General features: G+C 63.4%; 15 protein-coding genes and 1 riboswitch. Of the genes, 10 read left to right on the top strand and 5 right to left on the bottom strand.

Going from position 1 to position 16,899, the window contains the following annotated elements:
• Positions 1 to 43: 43 nt before the first annotated feature.
• A riboswitch (cobalamin riboswitch) is annotated at positions 44 to 261 on the top strand.
• A gap of 13 nt (positions 262 to 274) precedes the next feature.
• The 8 genes from SAJA_RS13880 to SAJA_RS13845 all read left to right on the top strand — a co-directional run bounded on the left by SAJA_RS13880 (position 275) and on the right by SAJA_RS13845 (position 10,216).
• The gene (locus SAJA_RS13880) at positions 275 to 466 is read left to right on the top strand and encodes a CbtB domain-containing protein (RefSeq protein WP_123659267.1); all 192 of its coding nucleotides are present in this window, start codon (positions 275 to 277) and stop codon (positions 464 to 466) included.
• A 75-nt stretch (positions 467 to 541) separates the two neighbouring features.
• On the top strand, positions 542 to 1,267 hold the full coding sequence (locus SAJA_RS13875) for a CbtA family protein (protein WP_221180263.1): 726 nt from the start codon (positions 542 to 544) through the stop codon (positions 1,265 to 1,267).
• Positions 1,260 to 3,032 (top strand): ATP-binding protein, encoded by a 1,773-nt coding sequence (locus SAJA_RS13870; protein WP_123659266.1) that lies wholly within the window; start codon positions 1,260 to 1,262, stop codon positions 3,030 to 3,032. Before SAJA_RS13875 ends, SAJA_RS13870 begins: the two co-directional genes overlap by 8 nt.
• Positions 3,029 to 4,339 (top strand): cobyrinic acid a,c-diamide synthase CobB, encoded by a 1,311-nt coding sequence (locus tag SAJA_RS13865; RefSeq protein ID WP_123659265.1) that lies wholly within the window; start codon positions 3,029 to 3,031, stop codon positions 4,337 to 4,339. Before SAJA_RS13870 ends, SAJA_RS13865 begins: the two co-directional genes overlap by 4 nt.
• Positions 4,340 to 4,357: 18 nt before the next feature.
• A complete protein-coding gene (gene cobW, locus SAJA_RS13860) occupies positions 4,358 to 5,431 on the top strand; it encodes a cobalamin biosynthesis protein CobW (RefSeq protein ID WP_123659264.1) in 1,074 nt (357 codons plus the stop codon).
• 54 nt (positions 5,432 to 5,485) lie between these two features.
• Positions 5,486 to 5,713, top strand: coding sequence for a hypothetical protein (locus SAJA_RS13855; protein ID WP_123659263.1), 228 nt, complete (start codon positions 5,486 to 5,488; stop codon positions 5,711 to 5,713).
• A gap of 149 nt (positions 5,714 to 5,862) precedes the next feature.
• The gene (cobN, locus tag SAJA_RS13850) at positions 5,863 to 9,666 is read left to right on the top strand and encodes a cobaltochelatase subunit CobN (protein ID WP_123659262.1); all 3,804 of its coding nucleotides are present in this window, start codon (positions 5,863 to 5,865) and stop codon (positions 9,664 to 9,666) included.
• A 73-nt stretch (positions 9,667 to 9,739) separates the two neighbouring features.
• A complete protein-coding gene (locus SAJA_RS13845) occupies positions 9,740 to 10,216 on the top strand; it encodes a deaminase (RefSeq protein ID WP_123659323.1) in 477 nt (158 codons plus the stop codon).
• A gap of 1 nt (position 10,217) precedes the next feature.
• Here the strand turns inward: SAJA_RS13845 and SAJA_RS13840 are convergent, their stop codons facing one another.
• The 3 genes from SAJA_RS13840 to SAJA_RS13830 are packed head-to-tail and all read right to left on the bottom strand — an operon-like array spanning position 10,218 to position 13,272.
• Complete coding sequence (locus SAJA_RS13840) at positions 10,218 to 10,871, bottom strand: glutathione S-transferase family protein (RefSeq protein ID WP_123659261.1); 654 nt, start codon at positions 10,869 to 10,871, stop codon at positions 10,218 to 10,220.
• A complete protein-coding gene (locus SAJA_RS13835) occupies positions 10,868 to 12,283 on the bottom strand; it encodes an MFS transporter (RefSeq protein ID WP_123659260.1) in 1,416 nt (471 codons plus the stop codon). The genes SAJA_RS13840 and SAJA_RS13835 overlap by 4 nt, the downstream gene beginning before the upstream one ends.
• On the bottom strand, positions 12,280 to 13,272 hold the full coding sequence (locus tag SAJA_RS13830; protein WP_221180261.1) for a bile acid:sodium symporter family protein: 993 nt from the start codon (positions 13,270 to 13,272) through the stop codon (positions 12,280 to 12,282). The genes SAJA_RS13835 and SAJA_RS13830 overlap by 4 nt, the downstream gene beginning before the upstream one ends.
• A gap of 137 nt (positions 13,273 to 13,409) precedes the next feature.
• Here SAJA_RS13830 and SAJA_RS13825 point away from each other — a divergent pair, with 137 nt between their 5' ends.
• Together SAJA_RS13825 and SAJA_RS13820 are read left to right on the top strand one after the other, a co-directional pair.
• On the top strand, positions 13,410 to 13,754 hold the full coding sequence (locus tag SAJA_RS13825; protein WP_123659258.1) for a DMT family transporter: 345 nt from the start codon (positions 13,410 to 13,412) through the stop codon (positions 13,752 to 13,754).
• Between the two features lie 65 nt (positions 13,755 to 13,819).
• The gene (locus tag SAJA_RS13820; protein WP_123659257.1) at positions 13,820 to 14,374 is read left to right on the top strand and encodes a TetR/AcrR family transcriptional regulator; all 555 of its coding nucleotides are present in this window, start codon (positions 13,820 to 13,822) and stop codon (positions 14,372 to 14,374) included.
• A gap of 282 nt (positions 14,375 to 14,656) precedes the next feature.
• Here SAJA_RS13820 and SAJA_RS15620 read toward each other — a convergent pair whose 3' ends face one another.
• Positions 14,657 to 15,142, bottom strand: coding sequence for a Mov34/MPN/PAD-1 family protein (locus SAJA_RS15620; RefSeq protein ID WP_425471671.1), 486 nt, complete (start codon positions 15,140 to 15,142; stop codon positions 14,657 to 14,659).
• Positions 15,129 to 16,892 (bottom strand): ThiF family adenylyltransferase, encoded by a 1,764-nt coding sequence (locus tag SAJA_RS13810; protein WP_184999904.1) that lies wholly within the window; start codon positions 16,890 to 16,892, stop codon positions 15,129 to 15,131. Before SAJA_RS13810 ends, SAJA_RS15620 begins: the two co-directional genes overlap by 14 nt.
• Between the last annotated feature and the right edge of the window lie 7 nt (positions 16,893 to 16,899).

Genomic DNA, 16,899 nt, shown 5'->3' with positions numbered 1-16,899 from the left:
ATGGCCTCGAGCCGAGGCCTGATTTGACCGGCCGACGCGCCTTGCTAGACTCGGCTGATCGGGTGCTCTGCCGGTTCGCCGCGCAGAGATAATCGGGAAGATGGTACGTGCGTTTTCGTGCCAGGCCATCACTGCCCCCGCAACGGTAGACGAGACAAGGTTCGTTGGTAACGCCACTGCGCCAAGAGCGTGGGAAGGCACGAACCGGATCGGCAACGATCGCTCGTGAGTCCGGAGACCGGCCCGCCACATCGACAACAGTACGGGTGAGTACATGAGCACAACCGCAACGACGACACACGCGCCGAGCACGCCCGCGCAATCGGCCACGCGCCAGATGGCGCAACTGGGCGGGGCCGCACTGATTGGGCTGTTCATCGTTTACGGCGTCGGGTTTTCACACATCATGCCGGTCCATAACGCGGCCCACGATGTGCGCCACTCGGCTGTCTTTCCCTGTCATTGATGGGCGTTGACCGGTAGTACACCGGGCACGCGCGGCGCGATCCGCGGCGCGATTTCATCAACAACAGGAATCGATATGCTGTTCCGACGACTGATCCTCTGCGCCGTGGCAATCGGCGTGGTGGCCGGCGTGGTGCTGGGTCTGGCCGAGCAGGTCACCACGGCACCGCTGATCGAGGCCGCCGAGCAATACGAAGTGGCCGACCACGCGGCGGCCGGTCATCATCACCATGACCACGCCTGGGCACCCGCCGACGGTGGCCAGCGCATGTTTTTCACCGTTGTCGCCAGTATCGGGGTCGCTATCGGCTTCGCCTTGATGCTGCTGGTCGCGATGAGCCTGGCCCGTGTGCTGCACGGCCGGCCAACCACTCCGTTGCGCGGGCTGGTCTGGGGGGCAGGCGCCTTTGGCGTCGTATTCGTGGCCCCGGCGCTCGGGCTGGCCCCTGAGCTGCCCGGCGCGCCAGCCGCCGATCTGGCGGCACGCCAGCTCTGGTGGATCGCCACGGTCGGGCTCGTCGGCTTTTCGCTGTGGACCGTGATCTTTGTGCCGGGGCGCATGAAATGGGCTGCTTTGTTGTTGCTGCCTCTGCCGTATCTCTACGGGGCACCGCTGCCGAGCGCCGAGCCGGGCAGCACGAACGCCGCACTCGTCACCCTGCATCAGCAGTTTGTCTGGGCTACGGCCGGTACCAATCTGGTGCTCTGGGTGATCCTCGGCGTGCTGTGTGGCTGGGCAATGCAGCGCTGGATCGCCCCGGCCCTGATCAACACGCCACGCCCGGAACCGGCCCGTGCCTGATCACGTGTCGGCGCCCGTACCCGCTCCCGCGCTGCCGTTCACGGCCGTCGTCGGCCAAAGCAGGCTAAAGCGGGCGCTGATTCTCGCCGCGGTCGAGCCGCGGCTGGCCGGTGTACTGATCTCCGGCCCGCGGGGCGTGGCGAAGTCGACGTTGGCGCGCGGGCTGGCAGCGATCGACCGTCGTGCGGCCGGGCGCTTCGTCACGCTTCCGCTGGGCGCCACGGAAGAGCAGGTCGTGGGCACCCTTGACCTGGCCAGCGCGCTGAATGGCGGTGAGGTGATCTTCAAACCGGGTCTGATCGGGCGAGCACACGGCGGTTATCTGTATATCGACGAGGTCAATCTGCTGGCCGATGCGCTGGTCGATGTGTTGCTCGATGTCGCCGCCTCCAAGACCCATCACGTCGAGCGTGACGGCATCAGCCGAACACATGCCGCCGAATTCGTGCTCATCGGCACGATGAACCCGGACGAAGGCGCGCTCAGGCCACAGCTGTCTGACCGCTTCGGGCTCTGTGTCGAGCTGGGCGAGAGGCTTTCCCCGACCGAGCGGCGTGCCATCGTCGATCAGCGCCTGGCCTTTGAGGCCGATCCCACGGGGTTCGTCGCCAGCTGTGAACACGCCGAGGCCGAGCTGGCCGCTCGAATCGAGACCGCGCGAGGCCATCTTGGCACGGTACAGACCCCGGACGCGGTCAAGGATGAGATCGCCCGGCGCTGCCACGAGGCAGCCGTCGAGGGCGTGCGCGCCGATCTGCACTGGCGCCACGCCGCGCGTGCCCACGCCGCCTGGCAGGGCAAGGACACGGTCGAGGGCGAGGATATCGAGGCCGTGGCGGATTTTGTGCTTTGTCATCGTCGTACGAGCGCCAGCCCGAGCCATGGCAACGGCAACAGCGAGACCAATGCCGACAATGACGACGGCGGGGCCGGTGACGCTGCCGATCACGGGCGCGAGCCCCCGTCACCACCGGCGACAGACACGACCGCGGGCAACGACGCCGGGAGCGACTGGGGCCACATGCCCCCGCGCCATGTCCAGCCCGCCGGCGCGTACGCTCTGGATACGACACGGCTTGTGCGAACCGGCGCGCCATTCCGGGCCACTGAGGCCACACCGGCCGGGCGTCGGCGCGGCCGTGACAGCACGTCGCAAGGCCCGGTGATGGCCGGGCCACGAGGGGCGCGTATCGATTGGTTTCAGACCCTGTCTCAGACAGCGCGCGACCCCGGCCGCCCGCGAGAGGCGGTCTATCGGCCCCGCGCGCAGCGCGAGTCGCTACTGGATTGTGTGCTGCTCGATATCTCGGCTTCGACGCTGGGCCAGCACAGCCAGGCCCGGGCACGGGCCGGCGTGCTGGCGATCGCGGCGGCCGCCTACCGCACGCGGCGTCATTTCGCACTCCTGGTTTTCGGCGGCGCGCGTATAGAGTGGCTGGTCACGCCACAGCGCGCACCGCGGGATATCAGCGATCGATTGGCGGCTTGTCAGACCGGCGGGGGCACGCCGCTGGGCCCCGCGCTCGCCCAGGCCGAGCGAGACCTGGCCAGCCATGCGGCCCAGACGCCGGGACAGCCGATCCGCAGCTGGCTGGTCACCGACGGCCGCAGCCGGGATCATATCCAGGACATTGCCTGGCCGTGGGAGATGATCGTCGTGGATGCCGAGACCGCGCGGGTTCGGCTGGGCCGGGCGGCTGGCCTGGCCGCCACGCTGGGTGCTCGGCATATCGATCTGGCGCATCTCGAGGCTGGCGCGTCGTGAGCCAGCACACGACGGTTTGCCCGGCACTATTCATCGCAGCCCCGGCTTCGGGCCAAGGCAAGACAACGCTCACTGCCGGCCTGGCGCGTCATCTGCGCGGTCAAGGCAAGCGCGTGGCCGTGTTCAAGACCGGCCCGGATTATCTCGATCCACAGGTGCTGGCCGCAGCCGCCGGTGAGCCGGTCGAGCCGCTCGATCTGTGGATGGCGGGTGAAGCTTACTGCGGCCAGCGGCTGTTCGAGGCGGCAAGCCGGGCCGATATCATTCTGGTTGAAGGCGCGATGGGCCTGTACGACGGCCAGCCCTCGAGCGCGGATTTCGCTGTACGTTTTGGCCTGCCGGTTGCCCTGATCTTCGACTGTCAGGGCATGGCCCAGACCGTCGGCGCACTGGCGGCCGGACTGGCCGGCGCCCGTGCCGCTCTCACCGTGACCGGGCTGTTGGCCAACAACGTGGGCAGCCAGCGCCACGCGGCTCTGATCGCCGAGGCCCTGCCGGGCGATATCCGCTTCCTTGGCCACGTGTCTCGTGACCAGGCTTTGACCTTGCCACATCGTCATCTCGGGCTTGTCAGCCCGGATGAGCCGGGTGCGGCACTTGACCCCGCGCTGTCGCACGCCGCCCAGATGATCGCGACGACGACGCTGATGGATGCCGCCCGCGACGTGGTGTTTCAGGCGTATCCGGCGGCCGTGCCCGGCCGATGGTTGGCAGGCCGGCGGATCGGCATCGCCCGCGATACGGCCTTCAGCTTCGTCTATGAAGCCAACGAGCGCTTGCTGGAAGCCATGGGCGCCGAACTCGTGGCGTTTTCGCCACTGGCAGACGCCAGCCTGCCGCCGGTCGATGCGCTCTGGCTGCCGGGGGGGTACCCGGAACTGCACGGGCCGGCGCTTGCCGCCAATACCGCAATGCGCGAGGCCTTGCGAGCCTTCCATGCCGATGACAAACCGATCCTGGCGGAGTGCGGGGGCATGCTCTATCTACAGGATCATCTGACCGAACTGGATGGCACCACGCACGCCATGATGGGCTTGATTTCCGGCCACGGCATCATGCGCGATCGCGGCGGTTGCCAGGGCATGCAGACCGCGCCTCTGCCCGAGGGCGATATCCGCGGGCATGCCCATCACCGCACACGGACCGAAGACGGCCCCACGCCGATCGCCCACGGCCGCCGGGCACGTCATCCCGCGCCCGGTGAGCCCATCGTGCGTGATCGGCGTTTGACCGCGACTTATCTACATCTGTTTTTCGGCGCCAACCCGCCGGCCGTGGCCCAGCTGTTCGGCGCCACATCGATCTGACCCGTTAGGAGCGTTTGCATGCAACTCGACAAGATCCACGCCACGGTCGTGACCGGCTTTCTGGGCAGCGGCAAGACCACGCTGCTATCCAATCTCATCAAGAACGCGACCAACAAGCGCATCGCTGTGGTCGTGAACGAGTTCGGCGAGATGGATATCGATGCCGAACTGCTGCGCGGCTGCCCGCTGGCCTGTGATGATGAGGCGACTGAAACCGAGGACGGCATCTTCGAGCTGGCCAACGGCTGTATCTGTTGCACGGTCGAGGAAGAGTTCGTGCCGGTGATGAAAAAACTGATCGAAAAACGCGACACTATCGATCATATCGTCATCGAAACCAGCGGCCTGGCCCTGCCCAAGCCGCTGGTTCAGGCGTTCAACTGGCCCGAGATCAAGCGGCATTGCACGGTGGATTCGGTGATCGCCGTGCTCGATGGCCCGGCGATCGCCGCCGGCACCTGGGCCCATGACCCCCACGCGGTGGATGCGGCCCGCCAGGCGGACGAGTCGCTGGATCATGACCCGTCGCTGGAAGAGCTGCTGGACGACCAGATCTCGGCCGCCGATCTGGCGATCGTGTCCAAGGCCGACCAGCTTTCCGACGACGAGCGACAAACCGTCGAGGTATGGCTACGCGAGCGGCTGCCGGCGCGGGTGAAAACATTGTTCGTGGAAAACGGCCAGGCCGATCCGGAAGTGTTGACCGGCCTGGATGCCGCCACCGAGGATCGTATCGAGAGCATCACCACGCATCACGATGCCCATCACGCCGCCGGGGAGTCCCATGAGCACGCCCACGATCATTTCGACTCCACCGTGGTCACGCTCGGCCGCGTGGATGCCGACGCGCTTTTGAACGGCATGCAGGAGCTGATCGCCGAGCAGACCATCTATCGCGCCAAGGGGTTCGTGGCCGCCGGCGACAAGCCGATGCGCCAGGTCGTGCAGGGCGTGGGTGAGCGAATCGCGCACTATTTTGACCGGCTGTGGGAGGCCGACGAGGCCCGCCAGACACGCCTGGTCTTCATCGGACACGATCTGGATCACGAGCGGATTCGCTCACGCCTGGCCACGGCTGAACTGGCGGACTAGCCCTTGTGCGCTGCCATGATAATCTGACTAGGCATCTCGTATCGTCTCGGTTCAATGTCCAATAAACAGAAAATCGTTGAAGAGATTGCTTACCTGAAACTTTGGTTGAGTGTGTTCCTGGTCACTTTATTGAGCCTCGGCGGATGGATCATGACGCGCGTTGGCACCACGTCGCCTGGTCTTGTCATATGTGCAGCAACGGCGTTTATCGGATTTTTCGTGATGTGCGCATTGCTTCATATCCGAATCAAGCTGGAAATCGACCGGCTGGAGAATGAATAATGGAAATTCTTGCCTCTATGGTTGTTTTGAGCATCAGCGGTTTTTTCGCTTATATCGCCTACGATCTGATGCGCTTCACGCGGCGTGACGATAAAAAATAATCGTTTCTTTTCATTGACTGTAAGCGTGGCGTTCAAAGTTTTAATTAAATGCATCTTCTAGCCGCCCAGCCCGGTGGTTTCAGCGATGATGAGGGCATCATCGATCTCGATCAGTCGCCGGGGGATGTCGTCATCATGGCCGCAGCCGACGGCATCCTGGGCCTGCTGGCCGAAACGCTCGATGCGATGCCCGCGGACATGCCCTCGGTGCGCCTGGCCAACTGGCGCAATCTGGCCAAGCCGGCCGCTCTGGATCTGTATCGCGACAAGACACTCGATCATGCGCGCGTGGTGATCGTGGCGCTCACCGGCGGGCGGGCCTATTGGCCCTACGGCGTGGAGCAACTCACGGCCTGGGCCGCCGAACACCCCGACCGTCAGCTGATACTGGTGCCCGGCGAGGATTATCCCGACGATGATCTGTTCGCCGCGAGCACCGTATCGCACGACACGGCCCGGCAAGTCTGGCGCTATCTGCGCGAGGGCGGGGCCGCCAATGCGCGAGCGCTGCTGAACTTCGTCGCGGGCCACTGCCTGGGCCATGACCGGCACTCGCCCGCGCCACAGCGCCTGGCACGAACCGTGATCTATCACCCGGGCCGCGCGAATGCCGACCTGGCCGACTGGCGGGCCAAGTGGCCGCGTGACCCGGCACGCCCGGTGGCACTCGTGGTGCTGTATCGCAGCCATCTGCAGAACGGCAACATGGCCGTGTTCGATGACCTGCTCGATGTGTTGACCGAGCGCGGACTCAACCCGGTGCCCGTCGCCGTGGCCTCCTTGAAAGAGCAGGGGTGTCTCTGTGCGCTCAACGGGGTGATCGAGGCCAGCCATGCCAGCGTGGTACTGAACACCACCGGTTTTGCCCTGCGGGCCGCCACCAATGCCGCCGCGGCTTCGGAGCCGGGCACCGGGCGCGCCATGTTCGAGCGTGATATTCCGGTGCTGCAACTCATCCTGGCCAGTACCACGCAGGCTGCCTGGCAGGCTCAGGATGCCGGGCTGCGCGCGCGGGATCTGGCCATGTATGTCGTGCTGCCCGAACTGGACGGGCGCATCGTGACCCGCGCGATCGGGTTCAAGACCCAGGCGTATCGCAGCCCGGCGGGCCAGATTGATGTGGTGCGCCATGCGCTGTTGCCCGAACGCGCGGCCGCCGTGGCCGACCTGGCCCATGCCTGGGCCCGGCTGCAGACCACGGACAACGCCGACAAGCGTGTCGCGCTGGTGCTGGCCAACAACCCCGGTACCGACGGGCGAATCGGCAACGGTGTGGGCCTGGATACGCCGGCAGCCACCCTGAACCTGCTCGGCGCCCTGCGGGATGCCGGCTATACCACCGGCACACTGCCCGTTGATGCCAAGACATTGATGGACCGTCTGCTGGCGGCGCTGTCCAACGACGCGCGCACCAACGATGCCAAGCCGACGCACCAGAGCATCGCGCTGGCCGATTACGAGGCCTGGTTCGCCGAACTGCCGGCGGCTGCCCAGCGCGCGGTGATTCAACGCTGGGGCCCGGCCACGGCCGATCCGAAGTATCAGGCCGGCCGGCTCCAGGTTGCCGGCCTGCGCTTTGGCAATGTCTTCGTGGGCCCACAGCCCGCCCGCGGCTTTGATATCGATCTGGCGGCGAACTATCACGACCCGGATCTGGTGCCGCCACACGGTTATCTGGCCTTCTATGCCTGGCTGCGCGCGGTCTATCATATCGATGCGCTCGTCAACGTCGGCAAGCACGGCAGCCTCGAATGGCTGCCCGGCAAATCCGTGGCGCTGTCGCAGACATGCTGGCCGGATATCGTGCTGGGCGCCATGCCCCAACTCTATCCCTTCATCGTCAATGACCCGGGCGAGGGCGCCCAGGCCAAACGCCGCAGCCAGGCCGTGATCATCGACCATATGACGCCGCCGATCGTGCGCGCCGAGACCTATGGCGATCTCGCCGAGCTGGAAGGCCTGGTGGATGAATACTTCGAGGCGATGGGCCTGGACACCCGCCGCGAGGCGTATCTACGCGACGCGATTCTGGCCCTGGCCCGGCGCAGCCATGTCGCCGAGGAGATCGCCGGCGATGACGGCTGTGATCAGGTCATTCTCGACCGGCTCGATACTTATATCTGTGACCTGAAAGAGGCCCAGATCCGTGGCGGCCTGCATCGGTTCGGTGAAATGCCCGAGCACCAGGTGCTGGCAGACACCCTGGTCTCGCTCGTGCGTATGCCGCGGGGGGACAGTGCGGCCGACCAGAGTATCGTCCAGGCACTGGCCGCGGATCTCGGCCTGGGCGATTTCGACCCGCTGCAATGCAGCGGCGTCACGTGGGATGGGCCGCGCCCCGATCGTCTGGCAGCGCTTAGCGATGCGGGCTGGCGGACCGATCACCACACGCGCACGCGTCTGGAAACACTGGCCGCCAACCTCGTTGCCGACAGCGTCCTGGCCGATACGCCGATCGACGCCGATGCGCTGCCTAAAACGGCTGCCTTGTTGAGCTATGTGCGGTCCTCGCTGCTACCCGCGCTGGAACGCGGCATCGCCGATGAACTGCGTCATACTCTGGCCGGCCTTAGCGGGCGTTTCGTACCGCCGGGCCCGAGCGGGGCGCCCACGCGCGGCCGGCTCGATACATTGCCCACGGGCCGCAACTTCTATGCCGTGGACAGCCGGGCGATCCCCACACGCACCGCCTGGGCGCTGGGCGAGCGCTCCGCCGAGGCGGTCATCGCCCGTCATCTTCAGGATCACGGCGATTACCCGCGTGAACTGGGGCTATCGGTTTGGGGGACGGCGACCATGCGCACCGGCGGCGACGATATCGCCCAGGCGTTCGCGCTCATGGGCATTCGCCCGGTCTGGGCGGGCGGCTCGAATCGCGTGGTGGATTTCGAGATCCTGCCGGCGTTCCAGCTCGGCCGGCCGCGGGTCGACGTCACGCTGCGCGTCTCGGGCTTCTTCCGCGATGCCTTTGCCAACCTCATCCGCTTGTTCGATGCGGCCGTCGAGGCCCTGGCCGATTTCGACGAGCCGGGTAATACCAACACCGTGCGCCAGAACATCGCCGCGCGCCAAGCCGATCTACAAGCCGATGGTCAGACAGCCGAGGCGGCCGCGCGCCAGGCACGGTATCGTGTCTTCGGCGCCAGCCCGGGCGCTTACGGGGCCGGCCTGTCCGAGCTGATCGAGCAGGGCGCCTGGCAGGACAAGACCGACCTGGCCAACGCCTATATCCAGCGCGGCGGCCATGCCTACGGCCAGAGTGCCTACGGTGAGCCGGCCCACGCCGCGTTCGTCGATCGCCTCGGCCGCTTGGAGGGCGTGATTCAGAATCAGGATAATCGCGAGCACGATATTCTCGATTCGGCCGATTATTTCCAGTTTCAGGGCGGCATGGCCAACGCCGCGGGTGCAGCCCGCGCCGGCGACATGCCGGCGATCTATCACGGCGATCACAGCAACCCGGCTGCACCGCGTATCCGCACCCTGAACGAAGAGATCAACCGCGTCATGCGCACGCGCGTCACCAATCCGAAATGGATCACGGCCATGCAGGGCCACGGCTACAAGGGCGCATTCGAAATGGCCGCCACCGTGGATTATCTGTTCGCCTACGATGCCACCACGGATACCGTGGCCGATTATCAATACGCCGCCGTGGCCGATGCGTTCGTCCACGACGACGACAATCGTGCGTTCATGGAGGAACACAACCCGCATGCTTTGGGCGACATGACCGAGCGCCTGATCGAGGCCATGCAACGCGGCCTGTGGGCCGAGCCCGGCGCTCATCGCGAACGCCTAGAAAACACGCTACTCGATCTGGAGGCGTCTCAGGAGGGCGCATCTCAATAAGCGCCTGATTCTTTATCTATCCGCAGATTTTGCCCGAACGCGGATTACCTCAAACACGAAGGCCAACATGTCGATTTCTGAACAAGACACGAAACATCTGGAGCGCTGTATCGAGCTGGCCACAATAGCGCTGGAGGCCGATGATGATCCGTTCGGCTCGGTGTTGGTCGATGCGCAGGGCATCGTGCTGCGCGAGGAACGCAATCTCGTCGGCGGCGGTGACGCCACCCAGCATCCGGAGTTCGCGTTGGCGCGTTGGGCGGCACAAAACCTGTCGCCCGAGGCACGCCGTACGGCCACGGTCTATACCTCGGGCGAGCATTGCCCGATGTGCGCAGCCGCCCACGCCTGGGTCGGGCTCGGGCGTATCGTTTATGCCAGCTCCATGGACCAGCTCGTCGAGTGGCTGGCCGCATTCGACGCCGCGCCGCCGCCGATCGCGCCACTGGCAATCAACCAGGTCGCGCCCGGTCTCGTCGTCGATGGGCCGGTGACGCATCTGGCCGAACAGGTGCGCAGGCTGCATGCCCGCGCACAGGGTAGTGTGTGATTCAGGCGTTTTTTGATCGAGCAATATAGTCGCGCGTGATATCCATCAGCGTCTGGTAACCGCGCTGGCCACGGACACGCGCCAGCCAGCCGTCCAGAGCCGGATACCTGCCCTCGCTCGGCAACACATCGGCAATTTCAGCAGTCGACAGATCCGAGGCGATCGCGATATCGGCATAAGAAAACGCCTCGCCGATCAGCCAGGGGCCACGATGGGCCAGGGCCGCGTCGAGTTCGGCGTAGACCGGCGGCAGTAATTCGCCCACGGCCGTTTCCACGCGTGCCTCGTCCGTGGCCTGGCCCAGGCGAACCGGTTTCACCACGCGCTCGAGCAGCGGCGCCAGCAGGGCCGGGCCGAGATCAGCATCGCCCCAGGTCTCCCACTGCACGATACGCGCCTGGCGCTGCGGGCTGGGGCCGCCCATCAGTTCACTACGCTCGCGGGTGACGAGATAGCGACAGATCGCCGCGGAATCCGCGATCTGGAAATCACCGTCAGCAAAACCGGGTATACGCCCGGCCGGGCTGGTCTTGCGAAAAGCCGAATTGTCACTGCCCGGCGCCAGTTCTTCGTGATCGCAGCTCAGATCCAGCGCATCGAGGGTGAATAGCACTTTGCGTACGAAAGGCGACAGGGGTACGCCGTAAAGTTTCATGGGCTTGGGTGTCCTTTCCGTATCTTGGATTGAAGTAAAACCAAACAAAGCCCGGCGACGGCCAGCATCACCAGGGCGGATACACCGGCCAGCATCGCATAGCGCGCTGTCACGCCCGCCTCGCCAGACAACGACTCGCTCGGGTGGTGGCCGATCGCAACCACGGCACCGGCCGCTGCGACCGCCAGTGCGGCCGAGCCGATACGCACGGTCTGAAATAGACCGGCCGCCATGCCGGCGCGTTCGGGCGCGATGGTGGCCATCGCCAGATTATCCATGCTGCCGTTGGCCGTGCCGCCGCCGAGCCCGATCAGCGATAGCCCGGCGACAAGGCCTATCGTGGGCCAGGGCGCCGGCGCGGTAAGGCTGGCCCAGACCAGCGCATCGCCAAGCGCCATCGTGGTGATACAGGCCAGTACAAAACCACGGATACCGGCGCGCGAGACAAGCCAGGGCCCCAACGGCGTGGCCGCGAACAACAGTACCGCCATCGGCAGAATCGAGGCGCCGGCTGCCGCGGGGCTGGCTCCCAGGCCGGCCACGGCCACCGCCGGCACATAGACCATGGATATGGCCACGCCGATCTGCCAGCACGTCATCGTGAGCGACATGACGCGAAACGTGGGGTTGGCGAACAGGCCCGGCTCGACCGCGGGGTGCGTTTGTGTCCGTTCAACCCAGACAAGCAGAACGAGTAGACCGATCGCCACGCCCACGAGCCCGGCGCGCAGCGTGGCCGTATAGCCGGAGCCCTGGATCGCCAGCACGACGAGCCCGAGACAGGCGACAAACAGCCCGATGCCGGCCGCGTCGATCGGCGGCGCGTCGGGGTTGCGCGAGGGCGCGATACGGCCCAGCAGGAGCGCGGCCAGCACGATGAACGGCAAATACACAGCAAACACCGCACGCCAGCCGAATTGATCCATGACCAGTCCGCCCACCAGTGGGCCAAAGGCGATACCGCTGCCCGCGGCCGAGCCGAACGCCGCGAACGCACGTGCCCGGGGTTTGTCGTCGTCGGGAAAACGGGCCGCCAGCAGCGCGGGACCGGTGGCCAGCAGCGTGCCGGCACCCAACCCGGCCGCCGCCCGCAGGCCGATCAGCCAACCCAGGCTGGGAGCGACGATCGCCAGGGCGTTGGCCAGGCCCACGACTAGAAGCCCTGCCGCGAACAGCCGGCGTCGCCCGAGCTTATCGGCTGCCACGCCGGCCACGAGGATGCTGGTGGCAAACGTCAGCATATAGCCGTTGACCAACCACTGCAGCGGCGCGCCCCCGGCATCGAACGTACGCCCGATCGCCGCCAGCTGAACGCCTATGACCGACTCACCGAAGGGCAGCGTAATCGCTGCGGCCACAACGGCCACGACCGTCCACAGGGCCGAGCCCCGAGCCGCGCCCCGCACGCTCATGGCGTGCTCGGGTCGGCGGAATCGCTGGCCTGCATGGCACGGCGCTCGTAGCGACGTGCGACAAGCGCACCGACGATGATCTGGGTCTGGTTATAGATCATGATCGGGAGAATAATCAGCCCCAGCCCTGGCTGATGGGCGAACAGGACATTGGCCATCGGCAGGCCGGAGGCAAGACTCTTCTTCGAGCCGCAGAACAACAGCGCGGCCTCATCCGCCCGGCCAAACCCCAGAACGCGCGCCAGTGCGACCGCCAAACCCATCATAAACGCAAGCAATACCGCACACAGCACAAGTGCGGCGGCCAGGGCGCCAAGCGGTGTGTCACGCCAGTAGCCGCTGGCCACGAACTGAGAGAACGCCGTATAGACAATCAACAGGATCACCCCGCGGTCATAGCGCGCCGCTGCGGTGGCATGGCGATCCATGAAACCGGCCAGCCACGGCCGAAGCGCTTGGCCGAGAGCAAACGGCAGCAATAGCTGGATCACGATCTGTACCAGTGCATGGCCCACATCCAGCCCGGCGCTACCGCTGGACTGCGCCAGGAGCATGAATACGAACGGCGTGGCCATCATGCCGAACACGTTCGATGCCGCAGCCCCGCAGATCGCGGCCGGCACGTTGCCGCGGGCAATGGCGGTGAAAGCGATCGACGAGGTGACAGCCGAGGGCAGGGCGCCAAGATACAGAAACCCCAGGCCCAAGGCGCTCGGCAAAAGCAGCGGCGCCGCCCAGGAGATCGGCAGCACGACCAACGGAAAAATCCCGAACGTCATGCCCAGAATCGCCAGCTGCAACCGCCAATGACCGGCGCCTGCGCGCACCGAGTCCGGCGAGAGGGCAGCCCCGTGCGAAAAGAACAGGCCCGCGATGGCGATTTCGTTGATCCAGCCCAGCACCGCGGCGGCCGTACCGTGTACCGGAGCAACCGCGGCCGCAACGATCACGGCCAACAAGAGCAGGGTGAACCGATCGATATAGCGCATCATGGCCCGAGCCAACTGAAAGACGGCGCCAAAGAATACGCGAAGGCGAAGCGCTTGTGAGCAGAGCTCGGTCGTCGTTCGAACGCCAAGAAACCAACCGTATGGTATTTTTAGTCGTGTTTTACTTGGAATGATGCATGCGCGAGCTTGTCTGGGCCTATGGTTTGCTGGTTTTCGCCATCGCGGCCGAAGTGGTGGGCACCACCTGCCTGGCCAAGTCAGCACAGTTCACACGCCTGTGGCCAACCCTGGGCATGATCGTGGCTTATATTCTGTCTTTTTATCTTTTGACGCTGGTACTTAGAACGATACCGCTAGGCGTGGCGTATGCCATCTGGGGCGGGCTCGGCATTGTGGCAACCACCGTGATCGGTGCCTTGGTGCTGCGCCAGCCGCTGGACGCACCAGCCGTGGCCGGCATCGGCTGCATTATCGCCGGCGTCGTGCTGATCAATGGATTTTCTGCTGCCGCGAGCCATTGATATGCCGGGCGCGCCAACGCGCATCACACGGCGCGTTCACGAATCAGGTTGCAAAAAGACATCTCATGAACAACGCGCATCAACGCCCCAAGGAACCCGCCCGCGTCAGGCGAGCTCTATTAGACGCCGCGCAGCAGATCGCGGTGGCCCAGGGCTTGCAGAACGTTACCGTCCAGGCCGTGGCACAAGCCGCCGGCGTCACCAAGGGCGGACTGCTGCATCACTTTGCCAGCAAACAGCGGCTGCTCGATGCGTTGTTCGCGGATCTGATCGAGGCTTATGAACAAGAAATCACCTCGCGTATGGCCAGCCAGACACAGACATACGGCGTATTCAGCCGGGCCTATATCGAGACCACGATGGCAGACATCACCGAGCCGAATCGCCATCCACGCGCAGCACTATGCGTGCTGGCGATCAGCGATGCAGGCATGCGCAAACTGTGGGCCGACCGGATGAACACGCTACGCCGCGCTCACGACGACACTGATGACGACATACAGCTTGCGATCGCGCGTTTCGCGGTCGATGGTTACTGGTTGGCGCAAATGATCGGCAGCGATGAGCGAGCGCCGGAGATAGTGCGCAAACACTTGATATCGCTGACGCGCTTTTCCTGAGCCGCGCGAGATGGAGGATCGACGAGACATGGGCCAGATGACGTAATCATCCTCGCACTATCGTACTTCCAAAAAGGTGCAACTTCGGAGACTGTTGTGAGAGAAATCCACGCTTGGGACTGGACTGATGCTCTTGCTATGTCGAAAAAGTGTTGCTCAACGTTTTGTCGACAGCTTGTTGCGCCTATGTCCCCAGTCGAGCGCAACATTTGTATAGCAAGCGACATTGAACCAAGCGAGTGTTGGATTACATTGTTGCGTTTGCGCGCCGATCGTATTCGGTCAGCCGTTTTCCAACGGTGAAAGCCGTTCGTGTTGTTGATTTGTAATCAAATAACAAGCAAAACCGTCGTGTATGGACTTCGAGCTACCCACTACGATGGCTAGGAAACTAGTCAGTCCATGATCCCCATCAGAAAGGTTTTTAGTAAAGGAGGTGACATCCAGCTGTGAAAGGGAAGGATTAGCTTCGGGATGTGTGTGCCAATAACCTACGAATAGCAAACCGCGCCGATTGGCGTCTTGGATTTCTTCACAGCAGCGCTTATGCGCTATTTCGAGCGAATTACGACGCGACCTGTCCGTTGAATGTGGCGGAGTTGCCTCAGAGATTAATATTTCGCTCCTCGAAGCATGACTGCGATCAGCAAATAAAAGGCCACCACGTTCTGGCTGCCAGAAACGGCGTTGCCGATGAACTGCCATCGAACTGCAAACGTCGTCAGACAGCAGAACTCGGCTGCTCAGATCGTTGCTAACTAGGATCATCATTCTTGGAATGGAGATCCGCCAATCTCGACCAGTCGATTTTATTGATTGCATTCTCAGACAGCGTTTCAGATTCCACTGAAATTTCGCCTCCAAACTCCCTTGTTCCCGCCGCGCTGGTCCACCAGGTCCATAATTGGCCACGAGCTATCTTGGACTGCAGGCTTGCCAAGGCCATTTGCGCGACCATATTTGCCACCGGTTGAATGCCGAGTAAGCCTGCGGGCTGAAATGTTGCCTGGCAGGCAGGTAAATTCCGCACTGTCGTACCTGCCGGCCAAACGCTACAACGGCGATGAAAGTGTCCCTTATCGGTAAAAAGAGATCGAAAGTTCTCATGCTTGCTACGGCGTAAAAAGGCGTGACCAGCGACACCGTATGGCTCGATCCAAGCGCAAACCAGTGGCGGAGCAACTGCAACGCCGAACTGCGAATCCAATAGAAATTGCTCGCAACGCCAGTCAGCTGTCGTGGAGATTACGAGATCGTAAGAACTTATATCGACCTCTGCACGAGCGGCATCTTCGAGTTTCCGTTTGACTGGAATGATCTCGACATCTGGAATGATCCGCTCGAAATGTCGCGCCAGGGCGGCGGTTTTATACTGGCCGATGGAGTCAACTCCGAGTACGTGACGACCGATATTAGCGGCTTCAAGCTGATCTGGGTCCACTAGAGTTATTCGCCCAATGCCCGCCCGGACAAGCGCTTCGCCTACTAAACTACCCAGAGATCCGCAGCCGACTAGCAGAACCCGCGAGGTCCGTAATGACAGTCGCTTTTGATCAATTGCACGGTCCAGAAGCCATGCTCGATCGGCCCTCATCACATCTATTGCACGAGGGGCCCAGGTGACAGGGCGCATTTTGTCCGCGTTTCGAGTTTCTTTCGCGCTCCTATACCCCGTACGAGGAGGCCACCGTTCGATATGCGGTTTTAGCTCGACAGCGACGTAAGCAGATCCGGCTTCGAAAGTGGCGCCGAAAATAACCCAGACGTAGGTGCGCTTAACGCTAGCCGAGTTCAATGTATCGCTTAGAAGCTGTGAGGCAGAGTCATCCAAAAGTGAATGGATGTCGACAAGCGTTCTAGGCATCCCGACCGGCAACGGTGTTGTTAGCGGGACATAAATAGCGACGGCTTGAGCCTCGGGGTCGTCTAGGCGAGTAAAATGGGCTCCCCAGCGCTCCATTTGCAGCGGATCACTCGCCACTAACACCAGCTGATCCCATTGCGCCATTTTTGACCGCTCACTTCGCTCTCTGCGGCCAGGTTTGATGACTAGCTGAGCGTCTAACTGACTTAAGCCATCCGGTACATCCAGCATCAAGACTGATCTGTGCCCGCGATATTTTTTAGGGTTGTTTGGTGGCCAATACGACAACCACTCGCTTTCGAATTCTGACTGCCGCTCCACATCATCGGTTGATGGGTGCACCAGATGGAGTACGTAGCTAATCCGATCGAAGATCATGTCTACGATCTGTTCAATAGGGGAGGCCTGGGGCTCGTTGTTTTCCGGCCACAAGCAAAGCAGCCCGCTTCGTTCGCAATGCGGCCACTTTTGATAGGCGCTAGGCTGAATAAAAACGCGCGGCAAGACTGACGGAAAGTCCGCCGGGATCAGAATTGTAAGTCGACGTTGTTGATCCAAGTAGTCTAAATCTGGCGGCAGTTCGATCCGAAACGCAGCACTCGGCTGAAAGTCGAGCTCAAAGCGGGGTAGCTGCCCCCCATGCAGAAGCGTCACGAGTCCT

This window comes from Salinisphaera japonica YTM-1, from assembly GCF_003788585.1.
Lineage (GTDB): Bacteria > Pseudomonadota > Gammaproteobacteria > Nevskiales > Salinisphaeraceae > Salinisphaera > Salinisphaera japonica.
This window is presented reverse-complemented; position numbering and strand designations above follow the sequence as displayed.

Excerpts from the sequence above, each read along its gene's own strand:
- SAJA_RS13880 (WP_123659267.1), top strand. The coding sequence starts at position 275 with ATGAGCACAACCGCAACGACGACACACGCGCCGAGCACGCCCGCGCAA.
- SAJA_RS13825 (WP_123659258.1), top strand. The coding sequence starts at position 13,410 with ATGCGCGAGCTTGTCTGGGCCTATGGTTTGCTGGTTTTCGCCATCGCG.
- SAJA_RS13830 (WP_221180261.1), bottom strand. The coding sequence starts at position 13,272 with ATGCGCTATATCGATCGGTTCACCCTGCTCTTGTTGGCCGTGATCGTT.
- SAJA_RS13835 (WP_123659260.1), bottom strand. The coding sequence starts at position 12,283 with ATGAGCGTGCGGGGCGCGGCTCGGGGCTCGGCCCTGTGGACGGTCGTG.
- cobW (WP_123659264.1), top strand. The coding sequence starts at position 4,358 with ATGCAACTCGACAAGATCCACGCCACGGTCGTGACCGGCTTTCTGGGC.
- SAJA_RS13875 (WP_221180263.1), top strand. The coding sequence starts at position 542 with ATGCTGTTCCGACGACTGATCCTCTGCGCCGTGGCAATCGGCGTGGTG.
- SAJA_RS13820 (WP_123659257.1), top strand. The coding sequence starts at position 13,820 with ATGAACAACGCGCATCAACGCCCCAAGGAACCCGCCCGCGTCAGGCGA.
- SAJA_RS15620 (WP_425471671.1), bottom strand. The coding sequence starts at position 15,142 with ATGATCCTAGTTAGCAACGATCTGAGCAGCCGAGTTCTGCTGTCTGAC.
- SAJA_RS13855 (WP_123659263.1), top strand. The coding sequence starts at position 5,486 with ATGTCCAATAAACAGAAAATCGTTGAAGAGATTGCTTACCTGAAACTT.
- cobN (WP_123659262.1), top strand. The coding sequence starts at position 5,863 with ATGCATCTTCTAGCCGCCCAGCCCGGTGGTTTCAGCGATGATGAGGGC.
- SAJA_RS13840 (WP_123659261.1), bottom strand. The coding sequence starts at position 10,871 with ATGAAACTTTACGGCGTACCCCTGTCGCCTTTCGTACGCAAAGTGCTA.